Genomic DNA, 18,988 nt, shown 5'->3' with positions numbered 1-18,988 from the left:
GCGTGCCCCTTTGCCGAATCCTTACCGGTGCTTCTGGACAATTGGGGTACGATGAACTAACTGCATATCGGGCAAATACGAAGGGTCCCTGTCCATGAAATACACCAAGCTCGAGCGTAACTGGGTTATGTACGATGTGGGCAATTCGGCCCTCGTGCTGCTCAATACCTCGGTGGTGCCCATTTACTTTAACGCCATCAATACCGGCGCTTCCTCGGCCGACCTGGTGGTCGCTTGGGGCAATGCGCAGACGATCGCCTCGCTGGTCATCGCCATGCTCATGCCCATTCTGGGCGCACTTGCCGACTACGCCGGCAACAAGATCAAGTTCTTCTTGGGCTTCTTCCTCACGGGCCTGGTGCTTTGCCTGGCGCAGGCTATCCCAATGTCCGCCATGGCATTTTTGACCGTGTACGTGCTGTGCACCATCGGCCTTAACTCTTCTATGACGTTCTACGACGCCATGCTGCCTGACATTACCACCGACGAGCGCATGGACGCCGTGTCCAGCTCGGGTTATGCCTGGGGCTACATCGGTTCCACCGTGCCGTTCGTCATCTGCCTGGCGCTCATCATGGGTGGCCCCGCTCTTGGCATCCCCACCATGCTGGCAACGCGTCTGTCGTTTATCATCACTGGTGCCTGGTGGCTCATCTTTACCCTGCCGCTCATTCGCACCTATAAGCAAAAGTACGGTCGCGAGCGCGGTCCCGAGGACACCATCGGCCACATCGTGGGCGGTGTGTTCTCCGAGGTCGGACACACCATGCGCGAGATTGCCCACAATAAGACCGTGCTGGTCTACATGATCGCGTTCTTCTTCTATATCGACGGTGTGCACACGGTCATTTCCATGGCCACCAGTTACGGATCGGCCTTGGGCATCGATTCGACGCAGCTGGTGCTGGCGCTGCTCGTTACGCAGTTCGTGGCCTTTCCGTCCGCCATCATCTACGGCAAGCTCGCCGGACGCGTGGGCACGCTCAACATGATCCTGGTGGCGGTCGCCGCCTACATGGGGATTGTGCTGTTCGCCGCGTTCTTCCTAAAGACCGCCTTTGAATTCTGGGTGCTTGCCATTTTGGTCGGCCTGTTCCAGGGCGGCGTGCAGGCGCTCAGCCGTAGCTACTTTGGCCGCATTATCCCCAAGGAAAAGTCCAACGAGTACTACGGCTTCTTTGACATCTTTGGTCGTTATGCAAGCGTTATGGGCACCTTTCTGGTGTCGGTCGTCACCTCGCTGACCGGCAACCCGTCGCTGGGCGTCCTTTCCATTGGTGTGCTGCTGGTCGTTGGCTTTATGCTGCTGGTCCGCCTGTCCCGCATGACTCGGGCGGCAGAGCATGCCGCATAGGAGCGAGCGGCTATTGTGCCTGTCCACGGTACTCTTTTGGGGTTATCCGCAATAAACATTGTGACTTGCGAGCAATGATTTGCCCAAGTGGGTATGATGGAATCAGCTAGGTCGCGGGGCGTCGCCTGTGTTTGGCGACGTCCCGTTTTTGTGTTGCAGGGAGGGTAAGGCATGAACGCCACAGTCGTGATTCCAACGTATTGGGCGGGCGACGACGCTTGCGCAAACGCCCCTGGCACCTATGACCATTCGACCCGACTCAACGCCGACAATCCCGAACTCGACCGCTGCCTGGCCTCGCTTGAGCAGGTACGTGACATCCCGCGCATCATCCTTTTGGTGGTCTGTCCCGTTTCTGCCACAGCCGATGTGTCGCTGCGCGTGCGCGAGATTGTCGACGCGCATCCCACGCTCAAGGTCACCGTTGTCACCAACACCCAGGCCTCGCGCATCGCAGACCGGGTTGCTCAGATCGCGCCCAAGGGTTCGGGCGAGTGCGTGAGCCTGCGAGGCTACGGTGCCATCCGCAACATGGGGCTAGCCTGTGCCGCTGTGCTGGGGCATGACGCGGTTATCTTTTTGGATGACGATGAGACTGTCATCGACGCCGACTTTATGAAGCGCGCGACCTATGCGTTGGGGCAGCAGACGCGTCAGGGCTTGCCGATCTTGGTCAAGAGCGGCTATTTCTACGATCGCGACGGTTCGCCGCTGGCTCCCACGGACAAGGCGGGCATCTGCCATCGTTGGTGGACCAAGCGCATCGAGTTCAACCGTTGGATGAAAAAGGCGCTCTCGGGCACCCGCATCTCGCGCTCCAACTACGTGTGCGGCGGCCTGATGGCCCTGCACGCCCGCGCCTTTACGCGTGTGGCCTTTGACCCGTTTATCACCCGCGGCGAGGACTTGGATTACCTCTTTAACATGCGTATGTTTGGCTACGACGTGTGGTTCGATAACGAGTGGACCGTGCGCCATCTGCCTCCGGAGTCCGAAAAGCGCTCACCGCGCTTTATGCAGGATGTATACCGTTGGTACTACGAACGGGCCAAGTTGACATTCGCCGCGCATCAAAAGGAGCTCATTCCCGTTACGGCGGCATCACTCATGCCCTACCCGGGCCCGTGGATTTCGCGCGAGCTCGACGACCGCGTGCGCAAGACCGCTATGGTCCGCAGCGTGTTTACCCGCGAGCATGAGGGCTACCTGCGCATTTGGCGCCATGGCATCGACGAGGCAAAGGCCTATGCGCGCCAAAACGCTGCAAGCTACCTGCGTTTCCAGAGCTTTTGGCCCAAGATCATGGACGGGCTTTGGCGTGACGCACAACTGATCAGTATCCTGGAGGGGGCCGAATGATCGACCGCCGCGCCCAGCGCGATAGTTCAATATCAATCTTTCGCATCATTGCCGTTGCCTGCGCCATTTGCGTGCTGGTGTACTTTATTTTTGCCTTGGTGACCGGTATCGAGCCGATCGCCACGGTGATTGCCTGCGCGCTGCTGTGCATCTTTCTGTGCATCTTTATCTTTTTGACGCTCAATCCCGATTCGGTGCGCTCCCAGTACACCGAGGAGACGCTCTCGGTGGCCTCGGCCATGCTCGAGGACATTAAGGGCGGTCTGACGCAGGAGTCGGCGCGTTTGGTGTGCCGGCGCATTTTGCCCGAGACGCGCGCCATGACGGTGGCCATCACCGACGAGGGCAACGTGCTTGCCTGCGCGGGAGAGTTTGAGGAAAAACTACTGCCAGATTCTCCCATCCACACGCTTGCCACACGCTACGTTATCGAACATGGCATCGTGCAGTCGTTCAACCGTATGGTGGATGTCGTGGGCTCGGACGGCTCGCACAACCAAGTCCCCGCCGGCATTATCGCCCCCATCAAGGTGGGCGATCGTACCGTCGGCACGCTCAAGTTCTACTACAAGACCCCGCGCGCCGTCGACCGTACCCAGTACGCGCTTGCCTCGGGCTTTGCCGAGATCTTGTCCACGCAGCTCGCCATCCACGAGCTCGAGGTGCAAAAGGAACTCACGGCGCGCGCTGAGGTGCGTGCGCTGCAGGCGCAGATTAACCCGCACTTCCTGTTCAACACGCTGAACACCATTGCATCGTTTACGCGCACCGACCCGTTGCGGGCCCGCGAACTGCTTCGTGAGTTCTCATCGTTCTATCGTGCCACGCTCGACAACTCGGGATCGCTTATTCCGGTCTCGCGCGAGGTCGCACAGACCAAGCGCTACCTTACCTTTGAGAAGGCCCGCTTTGGCGAGGACCGCGTGCTTGCGACGTTCGATGTGTCCGAGGACGTGGAAGATACGCTGGTGCCGGCGTTCGTGATCCAGCCGATTGTCGAGAACGCCGTACGTCATGGTATGGGCGATGACGACGCCCTGAGGATCGACGTGACCGTTCACCAAGACGGCGAGGATGCAATCTTGATTGCCGTGGCCGATAATGGCGTGGGCATGGATGAGGGTACCGCCGCCAGACTGTTTGACGAGCGCTCTGCCCGTCCCGACGCCAGCTCTCCCCAGGGTGGCGGCGCCGGTGTGGCCATGCACAATATTTCGGAGCGCATCCATCGCTTTTATGGGCCGCACTCCTATACGCGTGTCGAATCGGCGCCGGGCAAGGGCACCAAAGTGCTCCTTCATCTTGATTTGTCAGAGAGCATCTTTGACATTCAAGAGTAAAATAAAAGGCTACGGGCTCAACGTCATGCGACGGATGCCCGGCGTAGTTAGTTGACGAAAGGTTTTATCCCTATGCTGCGTGCGATGATTGTGGATGATGAGGCGCCGGCTCGCTCGGAGCTTCGCTTCCTGCTCGAGCAAACGGGCAAGATCGGCACGATCACGGAGGCGTCGAGCGTCCGCTCCGCCATCGAGATGCTTATGGAAAGTCGCGTGGATGTCGTGTTTCTCGATATCTCGATGCCCGGTGCCTCGGGCCTGCAACTTGCCGAGGCGCTGCATAAGCTCAAAAATCCGCCGGCGATCGTGTTTGTGACTGCGTATAGCGACCATGCGGTCGAGGCATTCGACGTGGATGCCGTCGATTATCTGATGAAGCCGGTCGAGGAAGCTCGCTTGGATCGCGCGATCGAGAAGGTCATGCAACGCGCCAAGCCGGTTACGGACAGCAAAGTGACCATCGAGCGTATCCCGGTGGAAAAGGGCGGCCGCAAGGTGCTCATTCCCGTGGATGACATCCGCTTTATCATGGCAAAGGACGATTACTCCTGCATCTATACCGTCGATGATCGCTTTTTGTCGACGACCTCGCTGGCGCAGTTTGAGGCCAAGCTCTGCGACTTTGGCTTCTTCCGTGTTCACCGCCGCTATATCGTCAACCTAGCGTGCGTCACGGACGTTGAGACGGTGCCCTCGGGCGCCATCCAGCTGGGCATTACGGGCGTCGACGAACGCGTGCCGGTTTCGCGCCGCCGCGTCGTGCCGCTCAAGAAGGCTCTGAGTCTCTAGCACACTGGCCCCGCAGCCCTGTAGACCCATCGTCTGCGGGGCCGTGGGGCCTTTTTTGTATGTATCTGCCGAATCGTTTTTTGCGGAAGGGATCCCATGAACAGCGCAAGCGCCAAGCGCATCGACATCATCTCGGACACCCACGGCTATTTATCGCCTGCGCTCTTGGATGAGCTTGAGGGCGCAGACCTGATCATCCACGCCGGCGACCTTACGTCAGAGATGGACTACGAGCACCTATGCACCATCGCCCCCGTGCGGGCCGTATTGGGCAACAACGATTACTACCGCGACTACGGCCCCGATGTAGACCGTCTTGCGCTCTTTACCTACGAAGGCCTCAAATTCGCCGTAGCCCACTACCGCGAAGACCTTCCGGTGGGATCCGTAGACGTAGCCATCAACGGCCACACCCACGTAACCAAAGAAGCCCAAGTGGGCCGCTGCCTAGTCCTCAACCCGGGCAGCGCCAGCTATCCCAGAGGCACCCGAGGCCCCACCATGGCCAGAATGCTCGTTAAAGACGGCAAGATCCTAAGCACCAAGTTTATTGACCTAGACTAACCGTAACAAAAACGGGGGATGCAGATTGCATCTCCCGTTTTTTATGAGCCAAAGGCCGAGCTTCAACAAAAACCTTAGACAACCCCGCCCCGGAGACCCTCCCGGAGGGACCGAAAAATTTTTTCAAAAAAGTTGTTGCGCGCCGGACAGACTTCTGTGTATACTAATCCCCGCAGCGCACGCGAGCGGAAACAAACGCGAACGTCTGCCTGGGGAGTTAGCTCAGTTTGGTTAGAGCGCCGGCCTGTCACGTCGGAGGTCGCGGGTTCGAGCCCCGTACTTCCCGCCAACGCAATTAAAGCCACGTCTTCGGACGTGGCTTTTTGCGTTTGATGCACTTTGTTTCGATAGAACGATCGCCCTGGCGCATCTTCGCCCAGAATCCCCGCCCCTTCGGGAACGCAAGTAAAATCTAATAAGCATATCTGTCTAAACAACAGCTTTGTTGCGCAACACCTGTTCAACGAAGCAGGGGGTTAGGTTATACTAAATTGCACTGTGGGCCGCATCTGATGCATTTCGCTCCAAGCGCGGCATTCAGTGGATATCCGATTTACCATTTGGATGTCCTGCGGTCATTTAGCGTCTCGACACAAGCTCGGCCCCGGAGCTCGTTCGAGCTGTTCGTATTCCTTGAAAGGGGAAAAATGGACATATCGAGGAAGACTGATTACGCCCTTCGTATGTTGGCGATGCTTGCCGAGGATCCGGAGCGTTTGCTTTCTGTTCGCACCGCTGCCGAAGAGGTCAATGTCCCGTATTCGTTTGCCCGCTCGATTCAGCACGGTTTGGTCCAGGCCGGTATTGTGGAGAGCCTGCGTGGCGTCCACGGTGGCATGCGTCTCAAGGTCAGTCCGGACGACGTTACCATTCGTCAGGTCGTCGAGGCCGTTCAGGGCCCTATGGTTATGAATGATTGCACCGCACCCGATGGCGACTGTGCGCGCATGGGCACGTGCTGCTATCATCCCCTGTGGGCCGGAGCTCAAGCATTGATGCGCGACTACCTCGATTCCGTTTCGCTCGGCGACATCGTCGCTCACCGCCAGTTCCCGGCCGTCGATCCCAAGTTCGCCGACCGCGAAGCGTTTCCCGAGTACGCCACCTGTGCGTATACATGCCGGGAGGAATAGCGCCGCATAAGGAGCATAGATATGATTCAGGACCCCTTTCGTTCGATGATTCGTTCGGAAGGGGTCCTGCGTTATCGCGACCTTCCGTGGCGCCGCACGCGCGATCCGTACATCATTTGGCTTTCCGAGGTCATGTTGCAGCAAACACAGGTGCCACGCGTGGAGACGCGTATGCCGGCGTGGCTCGATCGCTTTCCGACCGTGCAGGCGCTTGCCCAAGCCGCGCCTTCCGATGTTTTGGACGCTTGGCAGGGCATGGGCTACAACCGACGCGCTCTGGCGCTCCACAAGGCCGCTCAGCGCGTTGTGGAGGACTGGGACGGTGAGTTTCCGCGTGAGACGCGTGACTTGGTCGCTCTGCCTGGTATTGGCCCGGCAACGGCGCAAGGTATCCGGTCGTTTGCGTTTGATCTTCCGGGCGTGTATCTGGAGACCAACGTGCGCACGGTCTTTCTGCATCACTTCTTTCCCGATGTACCGGCTGTTCCCGACCGCGAGCTGGTGCCGCTGATTCAGGCGGCCTGTCCGGCGGTCCCCGGTGCGGCGACCGACGAGATCGCTCCCTTTGCCGTGCCGCTCGATGATGCCGACACGCCGCGCGCGTGGTATTACGCGTTGCTGGACTACGGCGCATATCTAAAAAAGACGTTGCCCAATCCGTCCAGGCGCTCGGCGGGCTATAGCCGTCAATCAAAGTTTGAGGGCTCACGTCGCCAAAAGCGCGCGCATATCGTGCGCATGTTGCTGGCAGCGCGCGATGGCCAACCGGCGGGGATTACGCTTGCTGATGCCGTGGTGGGCGTTAACGATATGGAAGCGGCGGCTGGGCGCGGGCCGGTCGAGCGCGAGCTTGTCGCGGGCATTCTGGCCGACCTGGAGCGTGAGGGCTTTTGCCGAGCCGAGGACGATCGTTGGTTGAGTGTGTAGCCCGCTCAAATCTGAAGAACGGGATTGTAAGGTTTAAATTCTCGGCTTGAGGGCATCCTAAAGGCGAGGCCGCTCGAAGCCTACGGGCGGCATGCGTTGAAGGGAAGTACACCTATGGATTTTGAGAACTCCCAAACCAAGAAGAACCTCGAGACCGCTTTTGCCGGTGAGTCCCAGGCACACACCAAGTATCGCTACTATGCATCCAAGGCCAAGAAGGACGGCTACGTTCAGATCTCGAACATCTTTGCCGAGACCGCAGGCAACGAGTCCGAGCACGCCAAACTGTGGTTTAAGTATCTGCACGACGGCGCCGTTCCGGGCACTCTGGACAACCTGCGCGACGCCGCCGCGGGCGAGAACTACGAGTGGACCACGATGTATGACGAGTTTGCCAAGACCGCCGAGGAGGAGGGCTTTGTCGAGATCGCCGAGAAGTTCCGTGGTGTCGCCGCCGTCGAGAAGGCCCACGAGGAGCGCTACAACAAACTCGTCGAGCGCATCGAGTCGGGCGAGGTGTTTGAGCGCGAGGGCGTAAAGGTGTGGAAGTGCCTGAACTGCGGACATCTGCACGTTGGTGCCGAGGCACCTGAGGTGTGCCCGGTGTGTAACCACCCCAAGGCGTACTTTGAGGAGCAGGTGGTGAACTACTAGCGCTTGGCGCTGGCTGCTGCGGAGCGCAGGGCGGGGAAACACCTTTCCCTCTCGCTCACGGCTTCGCAGAGTCGCGCGAGGCAAAGGTATTTCCCCGCCTTGCGCTCCGGCGTTGGGTCGTCGCGTGCTCGATACAGAAAAGCTGATAAAAAAGGTTGTGTGCCGCCCCTTTTTGGGGCGGCACGTTTTTGTGGGGTCCCGGTCTCCACAATTTTCGTCAAGCTATTGGTTAGATTTTGGTCAGTTGGCGTAAGGGTGGAAGGCCAAAAGATTGTTGGCGAAAAAAGCTCAGAGAAAGTGCTGGTAGGGGAGTTGTTGAGCTTTTCGACAGCTTTTGAGCAAAAGAAACTTTGTGGCTATTGCCGGCGATTGCGTTGTCGCGGTCATGGCGGTGCGGGATGCTGGTCGTAAGCGTCGAATGCTCCGATTTTGGAGGCCAGTATGGATCTGTTTCTTGAGACTCCGCAGCAACAAGCTGAGCGCATGCTGCGTCAGCAGCAACGACTCATGGAGATGCAAATGCAAGGGGTTGCCAACCAGGCGCCCGTGCAAAACGTCGTGCCCGCTGCTGTACCTGCAGCTGTGCCCGGGTGTGAATCGGCGCCAGAGGCCTATTCCGTACAGCAAGATTCATATGCGCAGGAGCTCGCGTTCGACAAGCATCGTGCGCGTCGCCGTCGCTGGGCCCAGCGCCTGCGTACGCTGGCGATGATCGTGCTGATTCCGCTGGGGCTCGCGACAATCTTCTTGGCCTCATATGCCCTCACGTGCATCCTCAACGGCGCCTCGCCCAATGAGGTACTTCAGCACTTGGCAGCTCTCGGTCAGCGCTTGGGGGATGTCGCAGCAACCATCCGCGCCAGCTGGGAGAGCTAGCGGACCAGCACCCATAGCGCAAAGGTAACTTGTCTGCGCTCGATTGGACATGAGCTGCGTTTGACAGGGTAAGATTGATCGCGGTTTTGATTGGTGCTCGATTGGGTTTGTTGGGCGGAGTTTATGTCTGCAATTGATATTGCACTTATTGTGATTGCTTTGGTGGCGGTGGGGGTCGCTGCGGCCTGTGCCCTGCAGCTCAAGGGCCTTCGTGCCGAGTTGCGGGAGCGTGGCGACAGTAGCGCGGAAACGCTGGCAGCACTCGAGCAGGCCAACAACGCGCTCGATGCCCTGAACGTCGCGCTGGCCGAAACACGCCGCACGGCCAATGCCATCGCGCAGCAGCAGACGACCGATGCGGCCGTGGAGCAGCAACGTTACCTGGCCATCGCACGCGAGTTCTCGCAAGCTGGTGACCGGATGGATGACCTGCGCCGTGAGACGGCCCAACAGCTCGGCGCCAATCGCGAGGGCATCGAGCATCGCCTGGACAAGGTGCGCGAGACGGTCGATGCTCAGCTGGGCGCCATCCGCAAAGACAACAACGTGCAGCTCGATCAGATGCGCGCGACGGTGGACGAGAAGCTCTCTCGCACGCTCAACGACCGTCTGTCTGCATCGTTTAAGCAGGTGAGCGACCAGCTCGAGGCCGTGTACAAGGGCCTGGGCGACATGCAATCTATCGCCACTGGCGTGGGCGACCTTAAGCGCGTGCTGGGTAACGTCAAGGCGCGCGGCATTTTGGGCGAGGTGCAGCTGGGCGCGATCCTGGCGGATATCCTCACACCCGATCAGTATCTGGAAAACGTTGCCACCAAGCCCGGCGCCTCGGAGCGTGTTGAGTTTGCCGTCAAGCTGCCGGTAGACGAGGGCGACCCCGTACTGCTGCCGATTGACTCCAAATTCCCGGGCGACGCGTACGAGCATCTGCTCGATGCCCAGGAGTCGGGCGACGCGGATGCCGTCGCCGCCGCGCGCAAGACGCTTGACGCTATGGTCAAGCGTGAGGCAAAGGACATCTGCGAAAAGTATCTGAGCGTGCCCGTGACCACCAACTTTGGCATCATGTTCGTTCCGTTTGAGGGGCTGTACGCTGAGGTCGTCAGCCGCCCCGGGCTTATCGAGACCCTGGGCCGCGACTATCACGTCAACGTAGCCGGTCCCAGCACCATGGCCGCCATTCTCAACAGCCTGCAGATGAGCTACCAGACGTTTAGGCTGCAAAAACGTACCGACGACGTACTGCGCGTGCTCTCCGCCGTCAAGGCCGAGCTGCCACGTTATCAGGCGGCACTGCGCCGCGCCCAGCAGCAGATCGAGACCGCGGGTAAAACGGTCGAGGGCATCATCACCACGCGCACCAACGTCATGGAGCGCAAGCTCAAGGACATCGACGCGCTGGAGGATGCTGGGGAAGCCGACGCGATTTTGGGCTTGGAGTCCGCAGGCCTGCTCGCAGACCAAAAAGACGAGGACTAGCTGCATCTGACGGCGGGGCGCCGGCGTAAACGCGGGTGCCCACCGCTTTTCGCATCGTGCTTGCCTGAAGTGCGCTTCAATGTGCAACAATGGCGTTTCGCCCTATCAGACGCGAAAGGAAGCCCATGTCTCAGAGAAGCACCAGTCCGCTCAAACGCTCCACCGTGCGCCGCACGCTGCAGCGTTTTTGGGACGTCACGCGCACGCAGCCGCTGATCGTCTTTCTCTCGGTGTTCTCGTCGGCGGGCTACATCTTTTTGCTCACGTTTTCCAACACCTACGTGATGGCCCTCATTGTCGACCGCATTCAAGCCGGTCCCGTGGCGGGTGACCAGGTGTTTGAGGTCTTCGCCCCCTATATCCTGGCGCTCGTGCTCGTTAACCTGGTGGGTCAAATCCTCTCCAAGCTGCAGGACTACACCGTCTACAAGCTCGAGATTGCGGGCAACTATCACCTGGCGCGTCTGTGCTTCGACACGCTCTCCAACCAATCCATGACATTCCATACCAGCCGCTTTGGCGGATCGCTTGTGAGCCAGACAAGCCGTTTTATGAGCGGCTATACGGGCTTGGTCGACGTGACGGTGTATTCGCTCATCCCCACCATCACCTCGGTCATCTGCACCGTGGCCGCACTCGCTCCGGTGGTGCCCACATTTACCGTGATCCTGGTGGGCATCATGGTCGTCTACATTGCGTTTGTCTGGCTTATGTACAAGCGCATCATGCCACTTTCGGCCGCGACGTCCGCCGCGCAGAATAAGCTCTCGGGTGTGCTGTCCGATGCGGTAACGAACATCTTGGCCGTCAAGACCTGCGGGCGAGAGGACTTTGAACGCGATCTGTTCGATGCCGCCGACCGTGCCGCGCGCGATGCCGAAACGGTATCGATGCACGCCATGATGCAGCGCAACTTTACGACCTCGGGCCTTATCGTCATCACCATGGCCGTGGTGAGTGTGTTCGTGGCGGGCGGCAACGCGTGGTTTGGCATCTCGGCCGGCTCGCTCGTCATGATCTTTACCTACACCTATAACCTCACCATGCGTCTGAACTACGTGAGCTCCATGATGCAGCGTATTAACCGCGCTTTGGGCGATGCGGCAGAGATGACGCGCGTGCTGGACGAGCCGCGTCTGGTGGCAGACGACGAGAACGCCCCCGAGCTCAAGGTGCGCGAGGGCGCAATTGATTTTGAGCACTTGAGCTTTGCGTACCGTGACGCTGCGGCGGGCGAGAACGTGTTCGATGGCCTGACACTTCATGTGGCGGCGGGCCAGCGCGTGGGCCTGGTGGGCAAATCGGGCTCGGGTAAGACGACGCTTACCAAGCTGCTGCTGCGCCTGAACGATGTTCAGGGCGGCCGCGTGCTCGTGGACGGTCAGGATGTCTCGCGCTGCACGCAGCAAAGCCTGCGCCGCCAGGTTGCCTACGTGCCGCAGGAGGCGCTGCTGTTCCACCGCTCCATTCGCGAAAACATTGCCTACGGTCGTCCCAACGCCACTGATGAGCAGATTCGCGAGGCCGCGCGCCTGGCCAATGCCCTGGAGTTTATCGACCGATTGCCCCGTGGCTTTGACACCATGGTGGGTGAGCGCGGTGTCAAGCTCTCGGGCGGCCAGCGTCAGCGCGTGGCTATCGCCCGCGCGATTCTCACCGACGCGCCGATTCTAGTGCTCGACGAGGCGACCTCTGCCCTTGACAGCGAGTCCGAGGCGCTGGTGCAGGAGGCGCTCGAGAACCTGATGCGCGGGCGCACCTCCATTGTGGTGGCGCACCGCCTGTCCACCGTGGCGGCGCTCGACCGCATTGTGGTGTTGGCCGATGGTGAGATTGTCGAGGACGGCACGCATGCGCGGCTCGTCGAGGCGGGTGGCGAGTACGCGAGTCTGTGGAGCCGTCAGACCGGCGCATTCTTGGAGGCGTAAGCGTCTCGGACGTGGGACAATTGTGCCCATAAGTTTATTGTGCCGTTGAGCCGAGGAGTCGTTATGCCACGCGAGACCAATGCCGCCAAGCGCGAGCGCGCCATCGAGGTGTGTGAGCGCCTCAACCGTCGCTATGGCCCGGTCGAGTGCTTTTTGGACCACGAGAATCCCTTTAGGCTGCTGATCGCGGTGCTGCTCTCGGCTCAGACGACCGACGCGCAGGTCAACAAGGTGACGCCGCGGCTCTTTGCCCAGTGGCCCACGCCCGAGACCATGGCGGGAGCGAGTGTGGCCGATGTGGCCGAGACCATTAAGTCGCTCGGCTTTTATAAGAGTAAGGCCAAGCATGCCGTGGAGGCCGCGCAGATGATCGTTGCCGACTACGGTGGCGAGGTACCGGCCGACATGAAGGAGCTTGTAAAGCTGCCGGGCGTGGGGCGCAAGACGGCGAACATCGTACTCAACGTGGGGTACGGTATCGTGGAAGGCATCGCGGTGGATACACACGTCAACCGCATCGCGCACCGCCTGATGCTGAGCCCCAAGACGCATGCCAAGGAGCCGCTCAAGACCGAGCAAGATCTGCTCAAGATTTTGCCACACGAGTATTGGGAGTCGGTCAACCACCAATGGATCACCTTTGGTCGCGAGATCTGCGACGCCCGCAAACCCAAGTGTGACGAGTGTCCGCTGGCAGATTTGTGCCCCAGCGTGCGCGTAGCGGGGTAGGGCGGAACGCATCTTCGTCTGGCGTTTTTGTTGCGGGGCTGGGCGTACGCTTGAGCCGGAGTCCTCTCCATGCGCTACCATGACAGGCAACGAATTTGACGAACGACCCGCCGAGCATGCCTCGGCGGGCTTTTGGCGTTGCAATGCCGGAGGAACAGCATGCTCATTCACCGTATAGCCGCGCAGCTCTACACTGCCGAGGCACTGCAGACCGTCGAGGCCGGGCTCGATTCTGGCGAGGACGTGACGCTGGCCGTGTCTCAGTCGGGCCGAACGCTCATGGCGGCCGCCCAGTTTGCGCGTCGTCCGCGCCCCACGGTCTACATCGTGAGTGGTGAGGATGCGGCCGATCGCGCCGCACGCAGTCTGGCCGCCTATGTGGGCCTGGCGCACGTGTGCCGCTTTCCCGAGCGCAAGGACTACCCTTGGCGCGAGCAGGCGCCCGACGATGCCGTGGTGGCCCAGCGCTGCGAGGCGCTCGGGCGCATCGTGCGCGGGGACAACTGCATCATGGTCGCCTCGGCCCGCGCGCTGCTGCGCTGTGTGCCGCCGGTCGAGAGCTGTTACTGGGAGTCGACGACCTTTGCGGTGGGTGAGGAGATTCCTTTTGACGAGGTACCGCAGCGCCTGGTGGGCATGGGCTACACCAATGCCGGCGCCGCCGACGCGCCCGGCCTGTTCCGCGTGCATGGCGACACCGTCGAGGTATTTCCCGCGCAGGAAAAGGCGCCCGTGCGCATTGAGTTTTTCGGCGACGAGATTGACCGCATCCGCCGTATGGTGAGTTCAACGGGTCAGACCATCGGCAACGAGGACAGTATCGAGATCTTCCCGTGCCGCGAGCTGGCACTTACCGACGAGGCGGTCCACAACATGCATGTGGCGCTCTATCGCGCCAGCCAGGACGACAGCAAGTTGGCGGCGCTGCTCGAGATGGTGGATGCGCGCATCGTCACGCCTGAGCTCGACCGCTTTTTGCCGGTGATGTACGGCCAGACCGTGAGCCCGTTGTCGCACGTGAGCGGCAAGGCGCTCGTGGTGCTGTCCGAGCCGCGCTCGCTGTTCGACGATTGCCTGCGCGCCTACGAGGATATCGAGGCGCGTGCCGGCGAGGCGGGGGTCGACCGTCTGGACGGCCTGTACGTGCGTGCCCAGCAACTCGACTTTGGCTCCCAGCAACGCCTGAACTATGTGAGCCTCATCCGTGCCGGCGGCGCGGTGACGGCCGAGCTCAAGATTGAGCAGCCTGCTATCGCAGGCTCGGACAACCGTTTTATGACGCGTATTCAGGAGGTCGTGGGCAAGCGCTATGCCTGCGTGTTTGCCATTCCCGACCGCGGCGCGCGCGAGTCGATGGAGCTTACCTTTGGCGATGAGGGTATTACCTTTGAGGAGTCGCTGACGGCCGCGCCCGAAAATGCCGGTGTCATTGGTGAGCGCGTGCGCGTGGCGGCGGCGGATTCTGCCGACCGTGCTGCCCGCCAGGATGCCCATGCTGCAATTCGCGAGCGCAAGGCCGATGCACTCAACGCCCGCTCGCTCGAGGCGGGTGCCGCCCAGGCTGCCGCCGGTGCCGCCGTGCCCACCATCTCGCGCGGGCGCGTGACCTTTGTCGATGCCGCTCTGCCGCAGGGCGTGGTGGTACCCGACGCCAATTTGGCAGTGTTCTCGATCGCCGACCTCAACGCCCGCATGGATGCCAACCGCGCGCGCAGCCGCCGCAAGGTTGACATTACGCAGATCACCTTCCCGTTTAAGCCGGGCGATTACGTGGTGCACGCCACCCACGGCATCGCGCTCTTTAGCGAGATCGCGCGCCAGGAAGTGGGCGGCAAGGAACGCGACTACTTTTTGCTGGAATATGCCGACGGCGACAAGCTCTACGTGCCGCTCGAGCAGGTCGACCGCATCACGCGCTATGTTGGCCCCGACGGCGACAAGCCGCGCCTGACCAGGCTCAATACCGCCGACTGGACGCGTGCCACCAACAAGGCACGCAAGAACGCCAAAAAGCTGGCGTTTGACCTGGTCGACCTGTATACGCGCCGCTCGTCGATTACCGGTATCGCCTGTCCGCCCGATACGCCCGAGCAGATCGAGATGGAGGAGAGCTTCCCCTACGACGAGACGCGCGACCAGCTGGAGGCCATTTCCGACATCAAGGCCGACATGGAGGCGCCCAAGCCCATGGACCGCCTGCTGTGCGGCGATGTGGGCTTTGGCAAGACCGAGGTCGCCCTGCGCGCGGCGTTTAAGTGCGTGGACTCCGGCCGCCAGGTCATGGTGCTCTGCCCCACGACCATTCTGGCCCAACAGCACTACGAGACATTCTTTGAGCGCTTTTCCCCGTTTGGCCTGGAGGTCGAGGTGCTCAGCCGCTTCCGCACCCCGGCGCAGCAAAAGCGCGCGCTCAAGGCGTTTGCCGAGGGCACGATCGATGTGCTCATCGGCACGCACCGCTTGCTTTCTGCCGACGTGAACCCCAAGAACCTGGGCATGGTGATCATCGACGAAGAGCAGCGCTTTGGTGTGCAGCACAAGGAGCAGCTCAAGAACCTGCGTGAGCAGATTGACGTGCTCACGCTTTCGGCAACGCCGATTCCGCGAACCATGCAGATGGCCACGAGCGGCGTGCGCGACATGAGCCTGATCACCACGCCGCCGACCGGGCGCCGCCCCGTGATCGTGCACGTGGGGGAGTACGACCCCGACGTGGTGAGCGCGGCGATTCGCCTGGAGGTGGGTCGCGGCGGCCAGGTGTACTACGTGTCCAACCGCGTCAAGACCATCGACGACGCCGTGGCGCGCGTGCACGAGGCCGCGCCCGAGGCGCGCGTGGGCGTGGCGCACGGCAAGATGAGTCCGCGCGAGGTCGAGGACGTGATGATCGAGTTCGCGACCAAAAAGATCGACGTGCTCATCGCCACGACCATCGTGGAGAGCGGCATCGACAACGCGTGCGCCAACACGCTCATCATCGAGGACTCGCAGCGCCTGGGCCTGGCACAGCTCTACCAGCTCAAGGGCCGTGTGGGCCGTTCTGCCACACAGGCCTACGCATACTTTATGTTCCCGGGCGAGCTGCCGCTCACCGAGGAGGCAACGGCGCGCCTGACCGCACTGTCCGAGTTCCAGGACTTGGGCAGCGGCATGCGCATCGCCATGCGCGACCTGGAGATTCGTGGCGCCGGCTCGCTTATGGGCGCCGAGCAGCACGGCAATCTGTCGAGCGTGGGCTTTGACCTGTTTACACAGATGCTGGGCCAGGCCGTGGCCGAGGCGCGCGGCGACGACGACGCCGGCGTGGAGGCGGCGAGCGTGGGCATTAACCTGCCGGCCGATTACTTCTTGTCCGAGGAGTACCTGCCGGCGGTGGATCAGCGCGTGCTCGTGTACCGTAAGCTCGCAGCGGCCGAGGACTTGGAGAGCATCGATGAGGTGCAGGAAGAGACCGAGGCCGCGCATGGCGAGCTGCCGTTGGCAGGGCTCAACCTGTTCAACCGCGCGCGCATCCGTATTCGCGGCGAGCGCCTGGGGCTCGAGAGCGTCACGCTCAGCGGCGGTCGCATCACGTTTTTGGGCGTCGACGTGCCCAAGAAGGTGGCCTTTGAGCTTAAGACCCGCTATGGCGCGGTGAGCTTCCCCAAGAGCCGCAAGCTGTCGGTGCCCTACAAGGCGGGCGCCGGTGTGGGCAGCGGCCTGGGCCGCGGTCTCGACGCCAACGACGAGGCCGGTCCCGTGGCGGCCGCACTCATGCTGCTGCAGCAGCTGGGTGCTAGCGATGATGAATAACAGGTAGGTGGCGTGGCGGGACAAGGATTCTTTGCCCCGCCACGTTGCAGGTTGAAAACTTCGCCCGATGGAAAGGAAAGCATGTTCGGGTACATCTATAAGAAAGACGCCGCCGCTATCGCGGTCGTCCTGTGCCTTTGTCTGGGCGTGGGCAGCTTCTTCGATTACCAGATCTCGAGCGCGCTGTTCAACATCGCCAGCATGTACGGCCGCTTTATCGAGGCCGCCGGCGAGCTGCCGTTTGAGCTGACGGCGAGCGTCGCAGGCGTTATGCTCGTACGCGCGGTGCGTCCCGACTCCAGGGGGAGCAAATGGCTCGCCGTGCTGGGCGTTCTGGTCAACGTGGGCCTGGTCGGCTACGAGATCGTTTCGTCCCTGCGGGTTGGCGGCAAACTCATCGTGGTTCAGTTGGTGCTGACGTTTGTGCTGGTCATCGCGGCCAACCTCATCGCCTATCGCCTTACGCGCGACACCGCGCCCGACGATCTCACGCGCTGGGCGTTGATGGTGCTTGCCGTGTGGGTCGCTCAGGCCATTATCCTCAACGTGATCGTCAAGCCACTGTGGTCGCGCCCGCGCATGCGCGTGATCGAGGTGACGCAGGGGCTCGATTTTCAGCCGTGGTGGGTGATCGGCAACCCCGACAAGTGGACCTATATCGCCGCCGGCGTGATCAAGGACGGCTTTAAGTCGTTTGCGAGCGGACACACGGCACACGCGGCGATCGGCCTTATGCTCGCCGGGCTTCCCGCGGCGGCCTTTAAGGAAAAGCCGTCGCGCCGCCGCGCGGTCTTTTGGGTCGCCGCTGTGGTTGCGGCGTTCGTCGCCTTTGGTCGTATCGTGATCGGTGCGCACTTTTTGAGTGACGTGAGCTGCGGCTTTGCCCTGGTGCTGGCGCTTGAGTGCCTTGCCGCGCGCATTGCCTATCCGAGCGGCGTACAATAGCGGCACCTGAATCATCGGGCTCGTGCCCGGCTAGAGAGGATTACCATGCTCGCGTTTAACAACGACTATTCCCACGGCGCACATCCGGCAGTGCTGCAGGCGCTCGTCGACACTAATATGGAGCCGCAGCCCGGCTACGGCACCGATGCACACACCGAGCGTGCCAAGCGGCTCATCCGTGAGGCCTGTCAGGCTCCCGATGCCGACGTATTTTTCCTGGTGGGCGGCACACAGGCCAACGCGACGGTGATTGACATGCTGCTTGCGCCCTACGAGGGCGTCGTTGCAGCCGAGACCGGCCACGTTGCCTGCCACGAGGCGGGTGCCATCGAGTTTGGCGGCCACAAGGTGCTTACCATTCCCGGCTACGAGGGCAAGATGCATGCCGAGGATCTCGACAGCTATATCCAGGTGTTTTACGAAAACGAGAGCTACGAGCACACGGTGTTCCCAGGTGCCGTGTACGTGAGCCTATCGACCGAGTACGGCACGCTGTACTCCGCCGCCGAGCTTGCGGCGATTCATGCGGTGTGCCAGAAGCGCCAGATTCCGCTGTTTGTGGATGGCGCCCGTCTGGCCTATGCGCTGGCGGCCGATGAGTGCGACATTACCCTGCCCGAGCTGGCGCAGCTGTGCGACGTATTCTACATTGGCGGCACCAAGTGCGGCGCGCTTTGCGGCGAGGCCGTGGTGTTTTGCGGCATGCACGCTCCGGCACACCCCATTCCGCGCATTAAGCAGCACGGAGCGCTGCTGGCCAAGGGCCGTCTGACGGGCGTTCAGTTTGAGGCGCTCTTTACCGACGGCCTGTATTTTGAGATTGGCCGCCAGGCGATTGAGACGGCGCAGGCGCTTCGTCGCGTGCTGCATGAGCGCGGCTACCAGTTCTTCTTGGAGACGCCCACCAACCAGCAGTTTGTGATTTTGCCCAACGAGGACATGGCCCGCATTCGCGAGCATGCTTCGATCGAGTACTGGGAAAAGTACGACGAGACCCACACCGTGGTGCGCTTTTGCACCAGCTGGGCCACGACACAGGAGGACATCGACGCGCTGGCGGCTGTCCTGTAGGTTGATGTAATGACGAGGGGCCGCCTTGCGCCTGGGTTTGGCGCAAGG

Annotated in this window: 15 protein-coding genes and 1 tRNA gene; all 16 read left to right on the top strand. The window is 61.2% G+C overall.

What is annotated here, in order from left to right:
- Positions 1 to 94: 94 nt before the first annotated feature.
- The 16 genes from DW925_RS02585 (at position 95) to DW925_RS02510 (ending at position 18,940) form a co-directional block, all read left to right on the top strand.
- Positions 95 to 1,354, top strand: coding sequence for an MFS transporter (locus DW925_RS02585; RefSeq protein WP_117790291.1), 1,260 nt, complete (start codon positions 95 to 97; stop codon positions 1,352 to 1,354).
- 171 nt (positions 1,355 to 1,525) lie between these two features.
- Positions 1,526 to 2,713, top strand: coding sequence for a glycosyltransferase (locus DW925_RS02580; protein WP_117790290.1), 1,188 nt, complete (start codon positions 1,526 to 1,528; stop codon positions 2,711 to 2,713).
- Positions 2,710 to 4,053: a histidine kinase gene (locus DW925_RS02575; RefSeq protein WP_055310084.1), complete on the top strand. Its 1,344-nt coding sequence runs from the start codon at positions 2,710 to 2,712 to the stop codon at positions 4,051 to 4,053. The genes DW925_RS02580 and DW925_RS02575 overlap by 4 nt, the downstream gene beginning before the upstream one ends.
- Before the next feature lie 72 nt (positions 4,054 to 4,125).
- Positions 4,126 to 4,842, top strand: coding sequence for a LytTR family DNA-binding domain-containing protein (locus tag DW925_RS02570; RefSeq protein ID WP_006235156.1), 717 nt, complete (start codon positions 4,126 to 4,128; stop codon positions 4,840 to 4,842).
- 96 nt (positions 4,843 to 4,938) lie between these two features.
- Positions 4,939 to 5,406, top strand: coding sequence for a YfcE family phosphodiesterase (locus DW925_RS02565; RefSeq protein ID WP_117584170.1), 468 nt, complete (start codon positions 4,939 to 4,941; stop codon positions 5,404 to 5,406).
- A gap of 211 nt (positions 5,407 to 5,617) precedes the next feature.
- Positions 5,618 to 5,695 (top strand) — tRNA-Asp (locus DW925_RS02560).
- 358 nt (positions 5,696 to 6,053) lie between these two features.
- Positions 6,054 to 6,539 carry an Rrf2 family transcriptional regulator gene (locus DW925_RS02555; RefSeq protein WP_117564951.1) on the top strand — a complete coding sequence of 162 codons (486 nt, stop codon included), beginning with the start codon at positions 6,054 to 6,056 and terminating at the stop codon, positions 6,537 to 6,539.
- A 21-nt stretch (positions 6,540 to 6,560) separates the two neighbouring features.
- The gene (locus DW925_RS02550; RefSeq protein WP_117790289.1) at positions 6,561 to 7,466 is read left to right on the top strand and encodes an adenine glycosylase; all 906 of its coding nucleotides are present in this window, start codon (positions 6,561 to 6,563) and stop codon (positions 7,464 to 7,466) included.
- A 114-nt stretch (positions 7,467 to 7,580) separates the two neighbouring features.
- The gene (rbr, locus tag DW925_RS02545) at positions 7,581 to 8,120 is read left to right on the top strand and encodes a rubrerythrin (RefSeq protein ID WP_055285276.1); all 540 of its coding nucleotides are present in this window, start codon (positions 7,581 to 7,583) and stop codon (positions 8,118 to 8,120) included.
- 441 nt (positions 8,121 to 8,561) lie between these two features.
- Positions 8,562 to 8,996 (top strand): hypothetical protein, encoded by a 435-nt coding sequence (locus tag DW925_RS02540; RefSeq protein WP_117790288.1) that lies wholly within the window; start codon positions 8,562 to 8,564, stop codon positions 8,994 to 8,996.
- Positions 8,997 to 9,119: 123 nt separating this feature from the next.
- A complete protein-coding gene (locus DW925_RS02535; RefSeq protein ID WP_117790287.1) occupies positions 9,120 to 10,475 on the top strand; it encodes a DNA recombination protein RmuC in 1,356 nt (451 codons plus the stop codon).
- A 125-nt stretch (positions 10,476 to 10,600) separates the two neighbouring features.
- Positions 10,601 to 12,403 carry an ABC transporter ATP-binding protein gene (locus tag DW925_RS02530; protein WP_117790286.1) on the top strand — a complete coding sequence of 601 codons (1,803 nt, stop codon included), beginning with the start codon at positions 10,601 to 10,603 and terminating at the stop codon, positions 12,401 to 12,403.
- Between the two features lie 63 nt (positions 12,404 to 12,466).
- The gene (nth, locus tag DW925_RS02525; protein ID WP_117790285.1) at positions 12,467 to 13,132 is read left to right on the top strand and encodes an endonuclease III; all 666 of its coding nucleotides are present in this window, start codon (positions 12,467 to 12,469) and stop codon (positions 13,130 to 13,132) included.
- Between the two features lie 159 nt (positions 13,133 to 13,291).
- Complete coding sequence (mfd, locus tag DW925_RS02520) at positions 13,292 to 16,924, top strand: transcription-repair coupling factor (RefSeq protein WP_117790284.1); 3,633 nt, start codon at positions 13,292 to 13,294, stop codon at positions 16,922 to 16,924.
- Between the two features lie 81 nt (positions 16,925 to 17,005).
- Positions 17,006 to 17,869 carry a phosphatase PAP2 family protein gene (locus DW925_RS02515; RefSeq protein ID WP_117655860.1) on the top strand — a complete coding sequence of 288 codons (864 nt, stop codon included), beginning with the start codon at positions 17,006 to 17,008 and terminating at the stop codon, positions 17,867 to 17,869.
- 45 nt (positions 17,870 to 17,914) lie between these two features.
- Positions 17,915 to 18,940: a low specificity L-threonine aldolase gene (locus DW925_RS02510; protein WP_117655859.1), complete on the top strand. Its 1,026-nt coding sequence runs from the start codon at positions 17,915 to 17,917 to the stop codon at positions 18,938 to 18,940.
- The last annotated feature ends 48 nt before the right edge of the window (positions 18,941 to 18,988 follow it).

The organism is Collinsella sp. AM43-1 (assembly GCF_003467925.1).
GTDB lineage: Bacteria > Actinomycetota > Coriobacteriia > Coriobacteriales > Coriobacteriaceae > Collinsella.
The sequence above is the reverse complement of the archived record's forward strand: the minus strand, read 5'-3'. Positions and strand labels throughout refer to the sequence as shown.

Coding starts and splice junctions, on each gene's coding strand:
- DW925_RS02530 (WP_117790286.1), top strand. CDS start 10,601: ATGTCTCAGAGAAGCACCAGTCCGCTCAAACGCTCCACCGTGCGCCGC.
- DW925_RS02535 (WP_117790287.1), top strand. CDS start 9,120: ATGTCTGCAATTGATATTGCACTTATTGTGATTGCTTTGGTGGCGGTG.
- rbr (WP_055285276.1), top strand. CDS start 7,581: ATGGATTTTGAGAACTCCCAAACCAAGAAGAACCTCGAGACCGCTTTT.
- DW925_RS02555 (WP_117564951.1), top strand. CDS start 6,054: ATGGACATATCGAGGAAGACTGATTACGCCCTTCGTATGTTGGCGATG.
- mfd (WP_117790284.1), top strand. CDS start 13,292: ATGCTCATTCACCGTATAGCCGCGCAGCTCTACACTGCCGAGGCACTG.
- DW925_RS02515 (WP_117655860.1), top strand. CDS start 17,006: ATGTTCGGGTACATCTATAAGAAAGACGCCGCCGCTATCGCGGTCGTC.
- DW925_RS02580 (WP_117790290.1), top strand. CDS start 1,526: ATGAACGCCACAGTCGTGATTCCAACGTATTGGGCGGGCGACGACGCT.
- DW925_RS02570 (WP_006235156.1), top strand. CDS start 4,126: ATGCTGCGTGCGATGATTGTGGATGATGAGGCGCCGGCTCGCTCGGAG.
- DW925_RS02585 (WP_117790291.1), top strand. CDS start 95: ATGAAATACACCAAGCTCGAGCGTAACTGGGTTATGTACGATGTGGGC.
- nth (WP_117790285.1), top strand. CDS start 12,467: ATGCCACGCGAGACCAATGCCGCCAAGCGCGAGCGCGCCATCGAGGTG.
- DW925_RS02550 (WP_117790289.1), top strand. CDS start 6,561: ATGATTCAGGACCCCTTTCGTTCGATGATTCGTTCGGAAGGGGTCCTG.
- DW925_RS02565 (WP_117584170.1), top strand. CDS start 4,939: ATGAACAGCGCAAGCGCCAAGCGCATCGACATCATCTCGGACACCCAC.
- DW925_RS02510 (WP_117655859.1), top strand. CDS start 17,915: ATGCTCGCGTTTAACAACGACTATTCCCACGGCGCACATCCGGCAGTG.
- DW925_RS02540 (WP_117790288.1), top strand. CDS start 8,562: ATGGATCTGTTTCTTGAGACTCCGCAGCAACAAGCTGAGCGCATGCTG.
- DW925_RS02575 (WP_055310084.1), top strand. CDS start 2,710: ATGATCGACCGCCGCGCCCAGCGCGATAGTTCAATATCAATCTTTCGC.